The organism is uncultured Polaribacter sp. (assembly GCF_947495205.1).
GTDB lineage: Bacteria > Bacteroidota > Bacteroidia > Flavobacteriales > Flavobacteriaceae > Polaribacter.
Genome location: NZ_CANLXV010000003.1, coordinates 103,625 through 121,304, shown reverse-complemented (window position 1 = coordinate 121,304; position 17,680 = coordinate 103,625). Strand labels below are relative to the sequence as shown.

Sequence of the window (17,680 nt, the reverse complement as noted above, 5' to 3'; positions counted from 1 at the left end):
AGTTGTGTAATTGTTAAATTGTGTAACTGAATAAACTAAAATCTTAAACTATAAATTTTAAGTTTAAGCCAAAACAGGTTCATCTTGTTTTAAAGCAATAAAATATACATCGTCTAACTGTGGTTGTACTTCTGCAAATTCTTCTGATGGTTTTTCTTGTGCATGCACTCTAATATTTAGGGTATTATCTGCATTAAAACTTCTAGATAAAACAGTATATAATTGCATGTGTTGCTCTAAATCTTCCTTATCTATTGCTTTTTTAAAAATTTTGCCTTCCAACTCTTGCGTTGCTTTTTGTGGTGTGGTGTGTTTTAGTATTTTTCCGCCGTTTAAAACAGCCATTTCATTACACAATTCTTTTACATCTTCTACAATATGTGTAGAAAATATAATGGTACAATTGCTACCTACTTCTCTTAAAACATTTAAAAATTTATGCCTTTCAGCAGGATCTAAACCGGCTGTTGGTTCATCTACAATAATTAACTTTGGGTTGTTTAACAGCAATTGTGCAATGCCAAAACGTTGTTTCATTCCGCCAGAATAGCCTGCAACATATTTGCGTCTTACATCGTATAAATTGGTAATTTCTAAAACTTCTTTTACAATAGTTGCTCTTTCTATTTTATTTGAAATCCCCTTTAAAGTAGCAAAATAATCTAACAAATCTTCTGCAGACATTTTAGGATAAACACCAAAAGATTGTGGCAAATAACCCAATACTTTTCTAAGCGACATGTTGTCTTTTAAAACATCTATATCTCCAAATTTTATGCTACCAGAATCTGGACTTTGTAAAGTGGCTATAGTTCGCATTAAAGAAGATTTACCAGCACCATTTGGCCCTAACAAACCAAACATACCTGTACCAATTTCTAAACTTAAATTATCTATTGCTTTAACTCCGTTTTTATAGGTCTTTGTTAAATTTTTTATTACTAATTTCATAACAATTGGGTTTAGTTTAGTTGCTTTTTAATTTTTATAGTTGATGATTTTGTAAAATCTCCCTCTTTTATTTCTTCTTTAAAAATAATAGTTAAAAAATCGTACGTGTTTAATTTTAGCAAATTCTGTTTGGTTTCAAACTTAATAACTTCACTATGTTTGTAAATTCTTTCATCAGACATCAACTTTAAGTCTATTACTTTAAAAGTTAAATTTAAACCGGTTTTAGAAATACCTAAATTTCTGGTTACAGTAGTACCTACAGAAAGTTTTTCAAAATCAAAAATGGTTTGTAATTTTTTCTCAAAACCGTTTTTACCAATTTTAAAATTTGGTGAAGGTGCTATATTTTTAGGAGCTTCTTGTAAATTACAACTCGCCAAAAATAGCATTATAAACACCAAGAATAATTTTGAATTTTGCATCATTTTTTAAAAATTAAATATAACTGATTTATAAGTATTCTGCTAATGGTTTTTGTTACATTTTTTATGACAATTTTAATGCAATTGCTAAAAAAACGTTTTATTTTTACCCTACTTAAAAAAATAGAAATTCTAGAAAACAATACAATAATGGCAGAAAAATCAATATTAAATAAAAAATCTTTAGACTTTTTAGAGAAATACTTAAATAATGCAGCACCAACAGGTTATGAATGGGAAGGTCAAAAAATTTGGATGGACTATCTAAAACCTTATGTAGATACTTTTATTACAGACACTTATGGTTCTGCGGTTGGTATTATTAATCCAGATGCAAAATACAAAGTAGTTATAGAAGGGCATGCAGATGAAATTTCTTGGTATGTAAATTACATCTCAGACAATGGGTTAATTTATGTAATAAGAAACGGTGGTTCAGATCATCAAATAGCACCTAGTAAAATTGTAAATATTCATACTAAAAACGGTATTGTTAAAGGTGTTTTTGGTTGGCCAGCAATACACACCAGAAATAAAGCCAATGAAGAGGCTCCAAAACCAGACAATATTTTTATAGATACAGGTTGTGCTACCAAAGAAGAAGTAGAAGCTTTAGGTGTACATGTTGGTTGTGTAATTACTTATCCAGATGAATTTCATATTTTAAATGGAGACAAATTTGTTTGCAGAGCTTTAGACAATAGAATGGGTGGTTTTATGATTGCTGAAGTTGCACGTTTATTAAAAGAAAACAAAAAAGAATTGCCATTTGGTTTATACATTACCAATGCTGTGCAAGAAGAAATTGGTTTGCGTGGTGCAGAGATGATTACACAAACAATAAAACCAAATGTAGCCATTGTAACAGACGTAACGCATGATACAACTACGCCAATGATTGAACCTAAAAAAGCGGGGCTTTTAGAAATTGGCAAAGGTCCTGTTGTGGCTTATGCACCAGCTGTTCAACAAAAATTACGCGATTTAATTACAGAAACTGCAGCAGCTAAAGAAATTCCTTTTCAGCGTTCTGCCCTTTCTAGAGCTACAGGAACAGATACAGATGCTTTTGCGTATAGCAATGGTGGTGTGGCTTCTGCATTAATTTCTTTGCCTTTACGTTACATGCACACAACTGTAGAAATGGTACATAGAGAAGATGTTGAAAATGTGATTAAAATGATTTACGAAACTTTGTTAAATATTAAATACGGAGAAACGTTTTCTTATTTTGAATAAAAATACTTTAATTATGAATTACGAATTTTTAATTACAAATTCGTAATTCATAATTTTTAAAAATGGACGAACTTATAGACATTTTAACGCCAGAAGGAAAACCAACAGGAAAAACTGCTTTAAAATCTGAAGCGCATAAAAACGGTTGGTTTCATGCCACTGTACATATTTGGTTGTTTACTGCTGATAAAAAAATACTACTTCAAAAAAGAGCATTAACAAAGAAAGTATTTCCTGGTTTGTGGGATATTTCTGTAGCTGGACACATTGGTGCTGGAGAAACCATTTTAGCATCTGCAAAAAGAGAGGTTTTAGAGGAAATTGGTTTAGAATTGCATGAAAAAGAGTTGATTAAAATTGGCACAAGAATTCATCAAGTTACGCATGCAAATGGTATTCAAGATAATGAACATCATCATGTGTTTATTGCAGAACTTAAAAAACCTGTATCTGAATTAAAAATCCAGGAAGAAGAAGTTGCAGACATTAAATTGTTTAATTTAGACATTCTTAAAAACACAAAAAACCTCGAAAACGTTTTGCTTTCGAGGTTTCATAGTTATTATGTTTCTGTTTATGATAAGATTATTGAATACATAAAATAAAAGTAATGTTTTTATTATAAATACAACAAGCCAACCAACGGTTTTACTGCTACTGAAAAACTGCCAACTTATTTCATAGGTTTCTCAAAAAACGAATCTGCTAATTTTTCTTGACTAACCAGTGGCAATGTAAATTGAGTAGAAGGTCTTGCTTGTTCTGTTGGGTTTCCACTATCATCTTTATTATACCAAGCAATAGACTTTGGCAATAGCAAACCTGTAGAATTTTCCCAAGAATTATAACGAATTAGATTGTATTTCTCACTTGGTTTTTTAGAATTGAATGTTACTGTATAAGCCAACCACTCCATTTGATAGGTTTCTGGGTTGTAGTAAATAATATAATTGTCTTCTGGAGAAGTTCCTTTATCTGAAGCATAAGAAATTTTATAACCAGGAAATAGATTGCCTTCAAATTTTAAATCTGGTACTTTTGTATAGGTAATTCCATCATCTGCCAAAACAAAAGGCATGGCATAAAAATAGAAAGACAGGTTGTAATAAAAGTCTTTATTACTTTTAAAATTTCCTTCTTTAGCTTCTTTTAACCAAACTGTTTCTCCGTTAAAACCTAAAGAATAATCTTTATGATTTACTACAATTTTTCTAGAATATAAATCTGTGGTATGTACTTCGTCCATTATATTAAAAGATAAAATTCTTGCTTTTCTCCAAACATTAATACCTCCATGAGCTCCAAATACTTTACCCAATTCTGACGGAAAATTTTCTGAAACAACTTCTTGTTTTGTGATTTTATCCGTACCTTTTTTGGTTTCATTTTTACAAGATAATATTGAGATTGCTGCTAAGCATATAAAAATGTAATTTTTCATGTTTGAATTTGTTTTAAGTTGATTTGCGTAGAGTCTATTTTAAAATGAAATGCTTACAAAAATAGATAAATATTTATTTAAATCGTTTTTTGCTGATATTTCACAATCTAAAACGGTGTTAGTTCCTTTTATTTATAATTTTAAAATCTAAATTTAAAGAACAAACCAATCATCAAGATTTGTTCAACTTGCAATTTTTAATGCGTTGCTTTGCAAAAATCACATTGAAAAATGTTCAAATTAATTTTGAAAACTCCACATTAAAATCCCGCTAAAAAGCGGGATTTGTTCAACTTGCAATTTTTAATGCGTTGCTTTGCAAAAACCACGTAGAAAAAGTGCAAATTAATTTTGATAACTCCACATTAAGATCCCGCTGAAAGGCGGGATTTGTTCAACTTGCAATTTTTAATGCGTTGCTTCGCAACTTTTAAAAATTGAGTTTCACTAAATCTTAGATTGATAGGTGTACAAATCGTAATACCTGCCTTGTTTTGCAATTAGCTCTTCGTGTGTGCCTCTTTCTGCAATTTTACCTGCTTCTATAACTAAAATTTGAGCTGCTTTTTTAATAGTACTTAATCTGTGCGCAATTACAATGGTAGTTCTATCTTTAATTAATTCTGATAAACTTTTTTGTATTAACGCTTCACTTTCTGTATCTAAACTAGAAGTGGCTTCATCTAAAATAATAATTTTTGGATTTGCTAAAATGGCTCTAGCAATTGCCAAACGTTGTCTTTGTCCGCCAGATAACTTTACACCTCTTTCTCCTATTAACGTATCTAAACCATTTTCAAAACGATCTGTAAATTCATTTACATATGCCGCGTTTACAGCATTTTGCAATTCTTTTTCTGTTGCGTTTGGTCTTGGAAATAAAATATTTTCTCTTATGGTTCCTTCAAATAAAAATTCGTCTTGTAAAACTACACCCAAATGTTTTCTAAAGCTATTTAATTTTACTTTTGATAAATTACGATTGTCTATAGTAACTGTGCCAGATTTTGGGTTTAAAAAAGTAGCAGATAAACCTGCAATGGTAGATTTACCTGAACCAGAACTGCCTACTAAAGCTGTTACAGAACCTGCAGGAACGTTAAAATTAATATTGTGTAATACTTCCTTTCCTTCATCATAGGCAAAAGACACATTTTTAAAACTTAGCGTTCCTTTTATGTTTTCTAGTTCTATTGTTCTGTCTTTATCGTCTTCTTCTGCTGGTAAATTCATTAATTCTTCTGTTCTGTCTAAACCAGCCAAAGCTTCTGTAAGCTGACTCCCAATATTACTCATTTGTACAATTGGTGCCACCATAAAGGCTAGTAAAAAGGTAAACTGTACAAAATCTCCAAAGGTTAAGGTTCCTTGCATCATAAAATAACCGCCAATTCCCATTACTCCTGTAGTTGCCAAACCAATTAAAAACGTAGAAGAACTGGTCATGATTGCAGTGGCTGTCATACTTTTTTTAACGTTTACAAAAATTTCTGCAACGCCTTTTTCAAAAATTTCTGTTTCTTGAGCTTCTGCATTAAAGGCTTTTATAACTCTAATGCCGCCTAAAGTTTCTGTTAAACGTCCTTTTACTTCTGCATTTATTTTACCTCTTGCTCTAAAAATTGGGCGAATGTATTTGAAAGATTTTAACGCAATTAAACCAAATATAGATAATGGAACGAAGGTAAAAACGGTCATCCACACATTCATTTTTAAGAGAATTACTAAGGTTAAAATTGCAGTAAAAGAACCGCCAATAAGTTGTACCAAACCTGTACCAATTAAATTTCTTACGCCTTCTACATCTGTCATTATTCTAGAAACTAAAGCACCAGATTTTGTATTATCAAAAAAACTAATGGGTAAAGTAAGTACCTTTTTTTGTACTTGTGCTCTTAATTCTGATATTAAATATTGTGCTTGAATACTTAATATTTTTGTAAGTAAAAATGATGTAATTGCTTGCACCAAAATGGCAGCAATTACTACACCAATTACAAGATACAATTGGTTAAAATCTTTGTTAGGCACAACCTCATCTAACAAAACTTTACTTTGTAATGGCAATACAAAACCCGATAAACTTCTAATAATTATTAAAATTAAACCAATAAATACCAAATTTCGCCTTGGCCAAATAATGGTTTTAAACGCTTGTTTTAAGGTTACTTTGGGTTTGGTTTTACTTTTTTTAGATTCTTTTAAGTGTTGCATGAATTGTATTTGTCAATTTATATGCCATTGAATGAATACCGACATAATTACAAAGTTAAGATAAAATAAAAGACCTCACAGGTTTTAAAAACCTATGAGGTCTGAAAAGTACATTTTATTGGTAATATTTAATATTTTTTAGGAAGATATAAAACTCTTTATGAAACCTTTCCTCTAATCAATAAATAAAACATTACTATGGCTCCAATATACAAGCCAAAAATTGATAGGGTTTTATACAATTTTGAATTCTCTTGATAAATTGTCATTAATTTCTTCATTTGATATTTTTTTGTGAATATTTTAAATTATGAGTTGAACCAAATCTCAAAAAAAAAAAACGTTTTTAATAAAACCAAAACAATAATAAATTGATAAAAGCTTGCAAACGGACTTAGCCCCGATTGCAGTGTAAATCCTTTTTTTTTATTTTTTAGAAGTGTCATTACGAATGAGGGACGATTGAAGTAATCTGCTTTAAATAGAAAGATTGCTTCGTAAACTCGCAATGACTTTTACAAAATAGCATAAAAAAAGATTGCAACGAAAAGCGGGAAATAGCTTCTAAAAAAACCTCAGAAAATAAATTATATTCTTTGAGGTTTGTTTTCTTTTTAAAATTTATAATCTTTTATCTATAATACTGTGCACAACTTCTGGATTTAAAAGTGTGCTGGTATCGCCTAAATTATCCATTTGATTACACGCTATTTTACGTAAAATACGTCTCATAATTTTTCCTGAACGTGTTTTTGGCAAGCCTTCTGAAAACTGAATTTTATCTAATTTTGCAATTGGACCAATATGTTCTGTGATTATTTGGTTGATTTCTTTGCGCAAATTATCGTGATTTCTGCTTTCTCCGGTGTCTTTTAAAATTACATAACCATACAAAGCACTTCCTTTTATATCATGAGGAAAACCTACAATGGCAGATTCTGCAACTGCAGGATGCTCATTTATGGCGTCTTCTATTGGTGCAGTTCCTAAATTGTGGCCAGAAACAATAATTACATCATCTACTCTACCTGTAATTCTGTAATAACCAACTTCATCTCTTAACGCGCCATCGCCTGTAAAATACATGTTTTTATAAGCGGAAAAATAGGTTTCTTTATAACGCTCGTGATTTCCCCAAATGGTTCTTGCAATACTTGGCCAAGGGTGTTTTATGCACAACCTACCTTCTACTTGATTGCCTTTTAGTTCTTGTCCGTTTTCGTCCATTAAACAAGGTTGTACACCAATAAATGGCAGTGTTGCATAGGTTGGTTTTGTGGCAGTTACGTAAGGAATTGGTGTAATCATCATTCCGCCAGTTTCTGTTTGCCACCAAGTATCTATAATTGGGCTTTTGTTTTTACCAATATTATCATTATACCAATGCCAAGCTTCTTCGTTTATAGGTTCTCCAACGGAACCTAGTACTTTTAAAGAAGTTAAATTGTATTTATCTACAAGTGTGGAGCCGTGTTTTGCCAAAGCTCTAATGGCTGTTGGTGCTGTGTAAAATTGATTTACTTTGTGCTTTTCTATAATTTCCCAAAATCTACCAAAATCTGGGTAACTTGGTACTCCTTCAAATAAAACGGTTGTTGCCCCGTTTGCTAAAGGTCCATAGACAATGTAAGAATGCCCAGTAATCCAACCAATATCTGCTGTGCACCAATAGACATCGTTTTCTCTATATTGAAATGCGTTTTTAAAAGTGTATGCTGTATATACCATATAACCTGCTGTGGTGTGCACCATACCTTTTGGTTTGCCTGTAGAACCAGAAGTATATAATATAAATAATGGGGCTTCTGCATCCATTATTTCTGCCACACATTCTTTTGATGCATTGTTTAACAAAGGTTGTAACCATTTGTCTCTGCCAGGTTTCATTGTTATATTAGTATTGATTCTTTTTGCAACTAAAACTGTTTCTACTCCAGAACAATTTTCTAAAGCTTCATCTACAATTCCTTTTAAATCGATTGTTTTTGCTCCTCTAAAAGAACCATCTGAAGTAATAACCATTTTACAATCACAATCGTTTATTCTTGTGGCTAATGCTGTTGATGAAAAACCTGCGAAAACAACAGAATGAATGGCTCCAATTCTTGCACAGGCTAATGTTGCAATTGCCAATTCTGGAATCATAGGCACATAAATACAAACTCTATCTCCTTTTTTAATTCCGTTTTCTTTTAAAACATTGGCAAACTGATTTACTCTTGTGTGCAATTGTTTGTAGGTAATGTGTTCTGCCGCTTCTTTAGGATTATTTGGTTCAAATAAAATGGCGGTTTTATCTCCTCTTGTGGTTAAATGCCTGTCTATACAATTTTCTGTTATGTTTAATTTTGCACCTTCAAACCATTTTACTTGAGGTTTAGCAAAATCCCAATCTAAAACGTTGTCCCATTTTTTACGCCATAAAAAATGTTCTTCTGCTATTTCTTCCCAAAAATTTTCTGGTTCTCTTACAGATTTTCGATATACTTTATAATATTCTTCTATATGTTTTATGTGATAATTGCTCATTTTTTAGTTAATTGCGTAATAATAGTTAATGGAAAAAAGTAAATTTATCAGCAAGATAAAATTTATTGTTTAATCTTTAAAGTTTGTCTTTTTTTTTTTCAATTTTACTAAACGAATCTTTATTTATTACAACATCAATATTTCTTATGAAACGTTTTAAATTATCTCTTTCTACTTTGGTTTTTCTGGGGTTTACTTTTTTGTTTTCGTGTAAATCTTATCAAAAGATATTTCAATCTGCAACTAGTAAAACAATTTTACTTTCTGCAATTAAGGGAAATACTAGTAAAACAGACACCATTTTTTTTACATCCAACAAAAAAGAGGTGGCACTTATTTCATCTGAGGTAAAAGGAACTCACAAAGATTTTTGGAAAATAAAATTGATTCCAACTGGTGAAAAAAAATCTATCATACTCACAATTAATTTTCAACCCCAACAAAATTTTATTGGTGCAGTTAAAGACTCTCTTATTTTAAATTTTAAAAATCAAAAAGAAATAGTATATAAATTAAGAGGATTAAGCACCAAAGCTTTAGAAGGAAAAAATGAACCACCTTTGTACGATATTGTTCAATTGCTGGATTATAATATTAATTTAGGCTGGTCTGGTTTATCTAACACTACAAACCCTAAGTTACAGGGTGATGAACTGTCACAAACATTATTTGTAAAAGCAGGTAATAAAGCTGTAAAAATGGTACCTATAGCTAGATACAGTCCTGCTTTTAAACTCCCTTTTGGTTATTATACTAGAGATAATGATGTTGTAAAAAAACACGAAGTTGGTATTTTAGCAGGTTCTAAAAATTACCCAGAACATCAAACGTTACACCCTAAACTTTTAGTGGGTAAAACTAGTTTTAATCCCGAACAAAGTAAATTTGGTTTTTATACCACTAGTCCGTCACATACAGCATATTCTCAAGACAAATATAACAAACGCTACCATAAAAAAAAGGCGGCTCATGCAGTTAGAATTTATGAAGTTAAAGACAAAACGGGAAATAAAATAGCAAACGAATACTTGGTCTGTTTTGAGGAAGCTAAAAATGGAGACTATCAAGATTACGTTTTTATTGTAAAAAATATTAAAGCTATAGCTGACTAAAACAATTAACAAATTTTAATTATTTACTAATATATTGCCATTAAGCTTTGTAAATTAGTTTTACCAAAAATCGATATATGTTTGAAGTTTTTCTTCAATTTTGGCCAATTATAGTTTCCTTTTTTTTTATTGCTATTTTATATGCTGCTGTGGGTTTTGGCGGTGGTTCTAGTTATTTAGCAATTTTAGCTTTAACAGGAATTGCTTTTACACAAATTAGAGCAACTTCTTTATTGTGTAATATTGTAGTGGTTTCTGGAAATGTTTTTTTATTTCATAGACAAAAAGAGATTGAATGGAAAAAAATAATTCCGTTAGTTTTCTTTAGCATCCCTTTTTCTTTTTTAGGTGGAAAATTATTAATTAGTCAAAATTTCTTTTTCATTTTATTGGGCTTTACCTTACTTTTTGCTGCATTAACCATGTGGTTTTCTAAAAAAAATAGTACAAAACCTAATAACACCATAAACCAAAACAAAATTGTAAATAGTGGTTTTGGCGGATTTATTGGTTTTATTTCTGGAATGGTTGGCATTGGTGGAGGCGTATTTTTAGCACCTCTTTTACACTTTACAAAATGGAATACGCCCAAAAAAATTGCAGCCACTGCCAGTGTTTTTATTTTAGTGAATTCTATTGCTGGTTTAATTGGGCAATACGCGAACATAAACTTTTATGTAGATTGGAGTTTAACCGGAGTTTTATTAATAACTGTTTTTATTGGCGGACAAATAGGTAGTAGATTTAGTACTAATTTTTTTACGCCCATTCAACTTAAAAAAGCAACGGCAGTTTTAATAGCTTTTGTAAGTCTAAGAATTTTATGGAAATATTTATTATAACTAAAAAGATAACCTTAAAACTATATAAAATAAAAATTGCAAAATACATTCTTTAAAAATACCTTTGAAAACTTCAACTAAAAAAATATAAAATGTTAGAAAACATATTTACCTTATTAATGTTAGTAATGTTACAAGCCGTTTTAGGGTTTGATAATTTATTATACATCTCTTTAGAATCTAAGAAAGCACCAGAAACAGAGCAAAAACGAGTAAGAAAAGTAGGAATTTTAGTAGCCATTGTTTTAAGAATTGTATTGTTGTTTTTATTGGTTTCTATTATAGATTATTTTCAAGAGCCATTTGCCTTTTTAACGGGTGGCATAAAAGATGTTATAAAATTTGCTTTTAATGGCCATAGTATTATCGTACTTTTTGGTGGTGGTTTTATTATTTATACAGCTATAAAAGAAATTTGGCATATGATTGCTACACCCAATTTAGAAAACTCTGAAATGGTTGACACACGAGGAAAAAAAACAGCAAATGCTGCAATTGTAAGTATTGTTATTATGAATTTAGTTTTTTCTTTTGATTCCATTTTAGCAGCAATTGGCTTAACTAGCGAAATAGAAAATAGCACAACTGCCTTTATAATTATGGCTATTGCCATAATTGCTAGCGGACTTTTAATGTTGTTTTTGGCAGATAGAGTTTCTGTTTTTCTTGCTAAAAACAGAATGTATGAAGTTTTAGGTTTGTTTATACTTTTTATTGTTGGTATTATGCTGGTTACAGAAGGTGGCCATTTAGCGCACATTAAAATATTTGGAGAAGAAATTGTACCTATGAGCAAAACAACGTTCTATTTTGTAATTGCTATTTTAGTTATTGTTGATGTTGTGCAAGGAAAATATCAAAAGAATTTATTGGCTAAAAAATAATTTCTTATCAACTTAAATATAAAGAGTTATAGTTTTACTATAGCTCCTTTTTTATGAGTTTTTTAAGTTTTGTTTAACTTTTTATAATAATTACTAAACAATAATTAACTATCTTTGTATTGTAAATAAAATAGAATACTTCTTATAAACAGATTTTTAAAGCGATCTGTTTATTTAACATAAGAAGTTTTTTGGTTGATTGATAGACCGTTGCTGAGGAGCAACGGTTTTTTTAATGCAATTCTTTTATTGAATCTTGTATGCGCTTTGTAATTATTTGTAATATTCTTCTATTTATTTCTGATGAATTATTAGCATAAAAATGAAACTCTTCCGCAGTAAAATCTCCTACAATAAGTCCTAAAGTAAAATTTTTATAATTGATATCTTTTGTAAAAATACCTTTAATCTTGCTTTTTTTCTTTTGATCTGTTAAAGTCGAAAAATCTATTTTTCTTTTAAAAAGGTAATTTTTAAAAGATTGTATAAGCAAATGATGCTGCATTTTTATAACAGGTCTTAAAGTTTTGTTCTGAAAAACTTCTGTTACAGACATATTTTCTTTAATAATATTTTCTAAAATTGGTCTTTCCTTATGCATCTTCTAATAAATTATCTACTTCTAGTTGAAAGTCGTATTGTAAATCTTCATGTAATTTTTCTATCGCTTTTTTTGACATTCTTAGTTGTGTATCAAAAACATTTTGCAATTGTATACTTCTTTTTATTGAAGGTTTAAATTCCTTCAACTTTTTACAGAAATACAACAACAATTCTGCTTCTGTTTCTTTCTTCTTAGAATAACGAATGTGTTTTTTTATAGAAGTTAAAATTTTACGCATACTTTTCCTAATATAATAAAAACTATAGGTATTTATGGCAGCAAACTGTTCATCTACCTCTTCTTTTATTGTTGCTATATAGCCTTCTTCATCTGCAGATTCAAATAATAAGTACGTTAGTAGCTCTTTATTTTCTTTTTTAAATCTTGCCAAATGCAAACACAGCTCTTTTAACTCATTTGCAGATTTATAAGATAATTCGTCTTTTAATTGTTTTATAGTAACTGCTTTCAAAAAAATGCTATTTTACAAAAAACCTCACAGTATTTAAAAGCATTTAAACAACTGTGAGGTTTCTATAAGTTATGTGTTTTAATTTTACTGCTCACTTGGTATGGCAACCACTTCATTTACATCTGCTGTGTAATCTACTCCTGGTACTTTAAAGCCAAATAATTTAAAAAACTCATTGCTGTAGCCTTCTAAATCTCCTAATTCTGCTAAGTTTTCTGTAGTTGCTTTTTGCCAAAGTGCAGCAATTTCTGCTTGTACATCTTCACGCATTTCCCAATCGTCTACTCTTATTCTGCCTTTATCATCTAAATCTAAACTACCACCAAATAAGCGTTGGCTATACAAACGCTGTATTTGTTCTATGCAACCTTCATGAATTCCTTTTTCTTTCATTATTTTAAATAATAAAGAAATGTATAATGGAATTACAGGAATTGCAGAACTTGCTTGTGTAACCAATGCCTTATTTACAGAAACATAAGCCTTACCTCCTATTGTTTTTAAATCTTCTGCAATTTCAAAAGCTGTGGCTTCTAAATGATCTTTAGCTGCACCAATTGTTCCATTTCTATAAACCGGTTTTGTAACGTCTGGGCCAATGTAAGAATACGCAACAGTTGTTGCACCTTCTTCTAAAACATTTGCTTCTTGCAAAGCATCCATCCACATTTTCCAATCTTCGCCGCCCATTACAGTAACTGTATTTGCTACATCTTCTCCTTCTGCAGGATTTATAGAAATTTCTGATACGTTACCTGTATGAAAATCTACCGTTTTATTGGTAAAAACTTCTCCTATTGGTTTTAAAGTAGATTTAAATCTTTTACCACTAACTGGGTGTTTTCTAATTGGCGAAGCCAAACTGTAAATTACCAAATCTATTTTACCTAAATCTTCTTTAATTAAATTTACAACCTGCTCTTTTATTTCATTAGAAAAAGCATCGCCATTTATACTTTTTGCATACAAACCTGCTGCATGTGCTTCTTGCTCAAAAGCGGCAGTGTTGTAATATCCTGGAGAACCTGGTCTGCCTTCTGTGGCAGGTTTATCAAAAAATACACCAATAGTAGCAGCATCTGAACCAAAAGCACTGGTTATTCTAGATGCCAACCCAAAACCTGTAGAAGAGCCAATTACTAATACTTTTTTTGCACCTTCTATTTTTCCTTTGGATTTTACATAAGCTATTTGGTCTTTTACATTTTGCGCACAACCTGTTGGATGTGATGTTAAACAAATAAAGCCTCTTGTTCTTGGTTCTATAATCATTTTTTAATTGTTAGTTATTTGTTGTTAGTTGTTAGTTAGTTGTTTGTTATTAGTTTTGAATAAAACCAAAAACATAAAACTAAAATTAGTGTTTATTTAAATCGTAAAAGTTTTAAAAATTTATTTGTCTAAAAATTGAAGTACATTCTTCTCAATTCTATGCAACACATTTTCTGTGGAAGCTTTTACGAAACTTTCTCCTGTAATTTGCTCGTATAATTCTATATATCTATTAGAAATTTCTAAGATTTTTTCATCTGACATTGCAGGAATTTGCTGGCCCTCTTTTCCTTGAAAACCGTTTTCTATTAACCACTGTCTTACAAATTCTTTAGACAATTGTTTTTGTGCTTCTCCTTTATTTTGTCTTTCTTGGTAACCTTCTGCATAGAAATAACGCGATGAATCTGGTGTATGAATTTCATCTATCAATACAATTTCACCTTCTTTAGTTTTACCAAATTCGTATTTGGTATCTACTAAAATTAAGCCTCTTTTTGCTGCTATTTCTGTTCCTCTTTGAAACAAAGCTCTGGTATATTTTTCTAAAACAATATAATCTTCTTCAGCAACAATTCCTTGAGAAAGTATGTTTTCTCTAGAAATATCCTCATCATGTTCACCATTATCTGCTTTGGTTGAAGGTGTTATTATAGGTTCAGGAAATTTATCATTTTCTACCAAACCGTTTGCCATTGCAACACCACAAAGCATTCTTTTGCCTGCTTTATATTCTCTAGCAGCATGCCCAGAAAGATAACCTCTAATTACCATTTCTACTTTAAAAGGTTCGCACAAATGCCCTACAGCAACATTTTCATCTGGATTTGCAATCAACCAATTGGGAACAATATCTGCGGTATCATTCATCATTTTAGTTGCAATCTGATTTAAAATTTGTCCTTTAAACGGAATTTGACGCGGTAAAATCACATCAAACGCAGACAATCTATCTGTGGCAATCATTACCAAAAGGTCGTCATTTATATTATAAACTTCTCTAACCTTACCTTTATAAACAGATTTTTGTTTGGGAAACTTAAAATTTGTTTCGTTAATTGTATTCATCTTTTTTAGTTGATGGTTTTTATTTTGTGGTTGCTGGCTGCAAAAATACGCTTTTCTAGCTTTATTTCTTTTTCTTTTGCAATACTTTTATTTGCTTTAAATTGTCTGCAATTGGTGTTGCTGTAATTACTTTTTCTCCAGGAATAAAATAGAAGAAATATGCAGAATTTTGGCCAACTTTTCTAACATCTAATCTTTCATTATTTTTAAATATTAGTGTATAATTTGGTACAATTTCTTTCTCTTGATATTTGTGCTTTAAACCAAGTCCCAAGCCAGTTCTCATAGAAACAAACAACAGAAAAAACAAAAACATTAAACCTGGTAAAAGATTCTTTTTATTTTCTAAAGCTGCATATCTTTTATCGTATTTCTCAATATTATACAACTTTTGGTACCATTTCTTTACCCTTAATTTTTTATACAATTTTGGAGCCCATTTTGTTAAATACACATACAATAAAGTAAACATAATTCCTAGAGCAACTGCCAATACCCAATTGTTTATTAACAAACTTATGGGAGAAATTAAAGCATCTAAAATGGTTGTATAATTTAAATAAGAAATTCCAAAAATTCCGTAAAAAATAGCATCACTAACAATTCCTAAAATAATTAAATACAAATAAGCAATATAGAATAAGTCTTGTAAATCTAATTTTTTCTTTTTAAACTTCATTATTCTGTTTCTATACTTTTGTACGCAGTAATTATTTTTTTAACCAATTTATGCCTTACCACATCTTTATCATCTAAATATACTTGAGCGATACCTTCTATATCTTTTAAAGCCAATAAAGATTCTTTTAAACCAGATACTTGTTTTCTTGGCAAATCTATTTGACCAGGATCTCCTGTAATTATAAACTTTGCACTTTTACCCATTCTTGTTAAAAACATTTTCATTTGGGCATGTGTTGTGTTTTGGGCTTCATCTAAAATCACAAATGCATTGTCTAAAGTTCTACCACGCATAAATGCTAAAGGTGCAATTTGTATTACGCCTTTTTCTAAATAAGATTCTAATCTTTCATGCGGAATCATATCTCTTAAACCATCATATAAAGGTTGCATGTAAGGATCTAATTTCTCTTTTAAATCGCCCGGTAAAAACCCTAAATTTTCGCCAGATTCTACAGCAGGTCTTGTTAAAATAATACGCCTAACTTCTTTTTCTTTTAATGCTTTTACAGCTAAAGCAACGGCTGTATAGGTTTTTCCTGTTCCAGCAGGACCAACAGCAAAAAGCATATCATTTTTAGCCATTAAACTAACCATTTTACGCTGATTTTGAGTTTGCGCCTTAATTAGTTTACCAGAAACGCCATGTACCAAAACATCTTTCGCGTTTTTTGCGGCAGTTGTTTTTTCTTCATTTCCGGTTGATGTTAATATGCGCTCAATACTATTTTCGTCTAGTTTATTGTAGCGTTCATAATACCTAATTAAACGTTCTAAACGAATTTCAAATTCATCTAAATCATCTACAGCTCCATAAATTTTAATTTTAGCACCTCTTGCCACAATTTTCAATTTCGGAAAATATCTTTTTAATTGTTCTATAGTACTATTATGGGCACCAAAAAAATCTTTTGGATTTACTTCTTCTAACTCTATTACGCGCTCGTTCAAATAATTATTGTTTTTTAGAAAAGGTTATTTTATTTCAAATAAAAATAACTAATAAAATTTCTAAATTCACTAGATTTGTATAAAATATCAAATAACTTTTTCACAACTTAATTAACAGAAAAATAACCATGTCTTTTATAACTCTTACTACAGATTTTGGGACAAAAGACCACTTTGTTGGCGCTGTTAAAGGTGCAATTTATTCAGAATTACCAGAAGCTAAAATTGTTGATATTACGCACGAAATATCTCCTTTTAACATTACACAAACGGCTTATATTTTAAAAAACTCTTATAAAAGTTTTCCTAAAGGAACCATACATATTGTTGGTGTAGATTCTGAATTGAGCATACACAATAAACATATTGCTTTAGAATTAGATGGTCATTTTTTTGTGTGTCCAGACAACGGATTAATTGCTATGATTGCCTCAGAAATTAAACCATCTAGAATTGTAGAAATTAATATTCATGATAGAATAGAAAGTAGTTTTCCGGTTTTAGACGTTTTTGTGCAAGTGGCTTGTTTTATCGCCAGAGGCGGAAATTTGGCAGTTATTGGAAAAGAAATAACAGATTTTAAAAAAATTATAGAAATACAACCCAAAGCAAACCAAGAAGAAACACAAATTATTGGTGGTATTATTTATATTGATAATTATGGAAATGCCATAACCAACATTACCAAAAAAATGTTTACAGATATTGGTAAAGGAAGAAACTATCAAATTTTAGCAAAAAAGCACATTTTTACTAAAATTTTTACGAAATATAATGAAGTTGCTAGCAACCCTGCATATACCAACCAACAATATGAAGGGCACAAGTTAGCCCTTTTTAATTCTGCCTCTTTTTTAGAATTAGCCATTTATAGGAGTAATTTGGGCACTGTTGGTGGCGCAAGTTCTTTATTGGGTTTAGATTATAGAGATGCTATTACCATTAATTTTATTAATGAACCTAAAGAGGAATATATTACCTTAAAGTAAATAAAT

17 protein-coding genes are annotated in these 17,680 nt (G+C 30.3%); 6 read left to right on the top strand and 11 right to left on the bottom strand.

What is annotated here, in order from left to right; genetic code table 11:
- Positions 1-63 precede the first annotated feature (63 nt).
- Both Q0762_RS03835 and Q0762_RS03830 read right to left on the bottom strand, forming a co-directional pair.
- A complete protein-coding gene (locus Q0762_RS03835; RefSeq protein ID WP_298763775.1) occupies positions 64-951 on the bottom strand; it encodes an ABC transporter ATP-binding protein in 888 nt (295 codons plus the stop codon).
- Positions 952-962: 11 nt separating this feature from the next.
- Positions 963-1,379 (bottom strand): hypothetical protein, encoded by a 417-nt coding sequence (locus Q0762_RS03830; protein WP_298763772.1) that lies wholly within the window; start codon positions 1,377-1,379, stop codon positions 963-965.
- A 147-nt stretch (positions 1,380-1,526) separates the two neighbouring features.
- Between Q0762_RS03830 and Q0762_RS03825 the strand changes: the two genes are divergently transcribed.
- Both Q0762_RS03825 and Q0762_RS03820 read left to right on the top strand, forming a co-directional pair.
- Positions 1,527-2,615, top strand: coding sequence for a M42 family metallopeptidase (locus tag Q0762_RS03825; protein WP_298763770.1), 1,089 nt, complete (start codon positions 1,527-1,529; stop codon positions 2,613-2,615).
- 62 nt (positions 2,616-2,677) lie between these two features.
- Positions 2,678-3,220: an NUDIX domain-containing protein gene (locus Q0762_RS03820; protein WP_298763768.1), complete on the top strand. Its 543-nt coding sequence runs from the start codon at positions 2,678-2,680 to the stop codon at positions 3,218-3,220.
- A 68-nt stretch (positions 3,221-3,288) separates the two neighbouring features.
- Here the strand turns inward: Q0762_RS03820 and Q0762_RS03815 are convergent, their stop codons facing one another.
- The 3 genes from Q0762_RS03815 to acs all read right to left on the bottom strand — a co-directional run bounded on the left by Q0762_RS03815 (position 3,289) and on the right by acs (position 8,799).
- Positions 3,289-4,056: a DUF6503 family protein gene (locus Q0762_RS03815; RefSeq protein WP_298763766.1), complete on the bottom strand. Its 768-nt coding sequence runs from the start codon at positions 4,054-4,056 to the stop codon at positions 3,289-3,291.
- A 447-nt stretch (positions 4,057-4,503) separates the two neighbouring features.
- Positions 4,504-6,270, bottom strand: a complete 1,767-nt coding sequence (locus Q0762_RS03810; RefSeq protein ID WP_298763765.1) for an ABC transporter ATP-binding protein — start codon at positions 6,268-6,270, stop codon at positions 4,504-4,506.
- A gap of 621 nt (positions 6,271-6,891) precedes the next feature.
- The gene (gene acs / locus Q0762_RS03805; protein ID WP_298763763.1) at positions 6,892-8,799 is read right to left on the bottom strand and encodes an acetate--CoA ligase; all 1,908 of its coding nucleotides are present in this window, start codon (positions 8,797-8,799) and stop codon (positions 6,892-6,894) included.
- A gap of 146 nt (positions 8,800-8,945) precedes the next feature.
- On the opposite strand from acs, the gene Q0762_RS03800 reads away from it, so the two are divergent.
- The 3 genes from Q0762_RS03800 (at position 8,946) to Q0762_RS03790 (ending at position 11,637) form a co-directional block, all read left to right on the top strand.
- Positions 8,946-9,911 carry a hypothetical protein gene (locus Q0762_RS03800; RefSeq protein WP_298763761.1) on the top strand — a complete coding sequence of 322 codons (966 nt, stop codon included), beginning with the start codon at positions 8,946-8,948 and terminating at the stop codon, positions 9,909-9,911.
- Positions 9,912-9,988: 77 nt separating this feature from the next.
- A complete protein-coding gene (locus Q0762_RS03795) occupies positions 9,989-10,753 on the top strand; it encodes a sulfite exporter TauE/SafE family protein (protein WP_298763759.1) in 765 nt (254 codons plus the stop codon).
- 92 nt (positions 10,754-10,845) lie between these two features.
- Positions 10,846-11,637: a tellurium resistance protein TerC gene (locus Q0762_RS03790; RefSeq protein WP_298763756.1), complete on the top strand. Its 792-nt coding sequence runs from the start codon at positions 10,846-10,848 to the stop codon at positions 11,635-11,637.
- A 232-nt stretch (positions 11,638-11,869) separates the two neighbouring features.
- Here Q0762_RS03790 and Q0762_RS03785 read toward each other — a convergent pair whose 3' ends face one another.
- From Q0762_RS03785 to Q0762_RS03760, 6 genes are all read right to left on the bottom strand, one after another.
- Positions 11,870-12,238, bottom strand: a complete 369-nt coding sequence (locus tag Q0762_RS03785) for a glyoxalase (protein WP_298763754.1) — start codon at positions 12,236-12,238, stop codon at positions 11,870-11,872.
- Positions 12,231-12,713 carry a hypothetical protein gene (locus Q0762_RS03780; protein ID WP_298763752.1) on the bottom strand — a complete coding sequence of 161 codons (483 nt, stop codon included), beginning with the start codon at positions 12,711-12,713 and terminating at the stop codon, positions 12,231-12,233. Before Q0762_RS03780 ends, Q0762_RS03785 begins: the two co-directional genes overlap by 8 nt.
- A gap of 84 nt (positions 12,714-12,797) precedes the next feature.
- A complete protein-coding gene (gene fabV, locus Q0762_RS03775) occupies positions 12,798-13,985 on the bottom strand; it encodes an enoyl-ACP reductase FabV (protein ID WP_298763750.1) in 1,188 nt (395 codons plus the stop codon).
- Between the two features lie 120 nt (positions 13,986-14,105).
- A complete protein-coding gene (locus Q0762_RS03770) occupies positions 14,106-15,053 on the bottom strand; it encodes a phosphoribosylaminoimidazolesuccinocarboxamide synthase (RefSeq protein ID WP_298763748.1) in 948 nt (315 codons plus the stop codon).
- A 61-nt stretch (positions 15,054-15,114) separates the two neighbouring features.
- Positions 15,115-15,732 carry a hypothetical protein gene (locus Q0762_RS03765; RefSeq protein ID WP_298763745.1) on the bottom strand — a complete coding sequence of 206 codons (618 nt, stop codon included), beginning with the start codon at positions 15,730-15,732 and terminating at the stop codon, positions 15,115-15,117.
- Positions 15,732-16,685: a PhoH family protein gene (locus tag Q0762_RS03760; RefSeq protein ID WP_298763743.1), complete on the bottom strand. Its 954-nt coding sequence runs from the start codon at positions 16,683-16,685 to the stop codon at positions 15,732-15,734. Before Q0762_RS03760 ends, Q0762_RS03765 begins: the two co-directional genes overlap by 1 nt.
- 128 nt (positions 16,686-16,813) lie before the next feature.
- Between Q0762_RS03760 and Q0762_RS03755 the strand changes: the two genes are divergently transcribed.
- On the top strand, positions 16,814-17,674 hold the full coding sequence (locus Q0762_RS03755; RefSeq protein ID WP_298763741.1) for an SAM-dependent chlorinase/fluorinase: 861 nt from the start codon (positions 16,814-16,816) through the stop codon (positions 17,672-17,674).
- Positions 17,675-17,680: the final 6 nt, after the last annotated feature.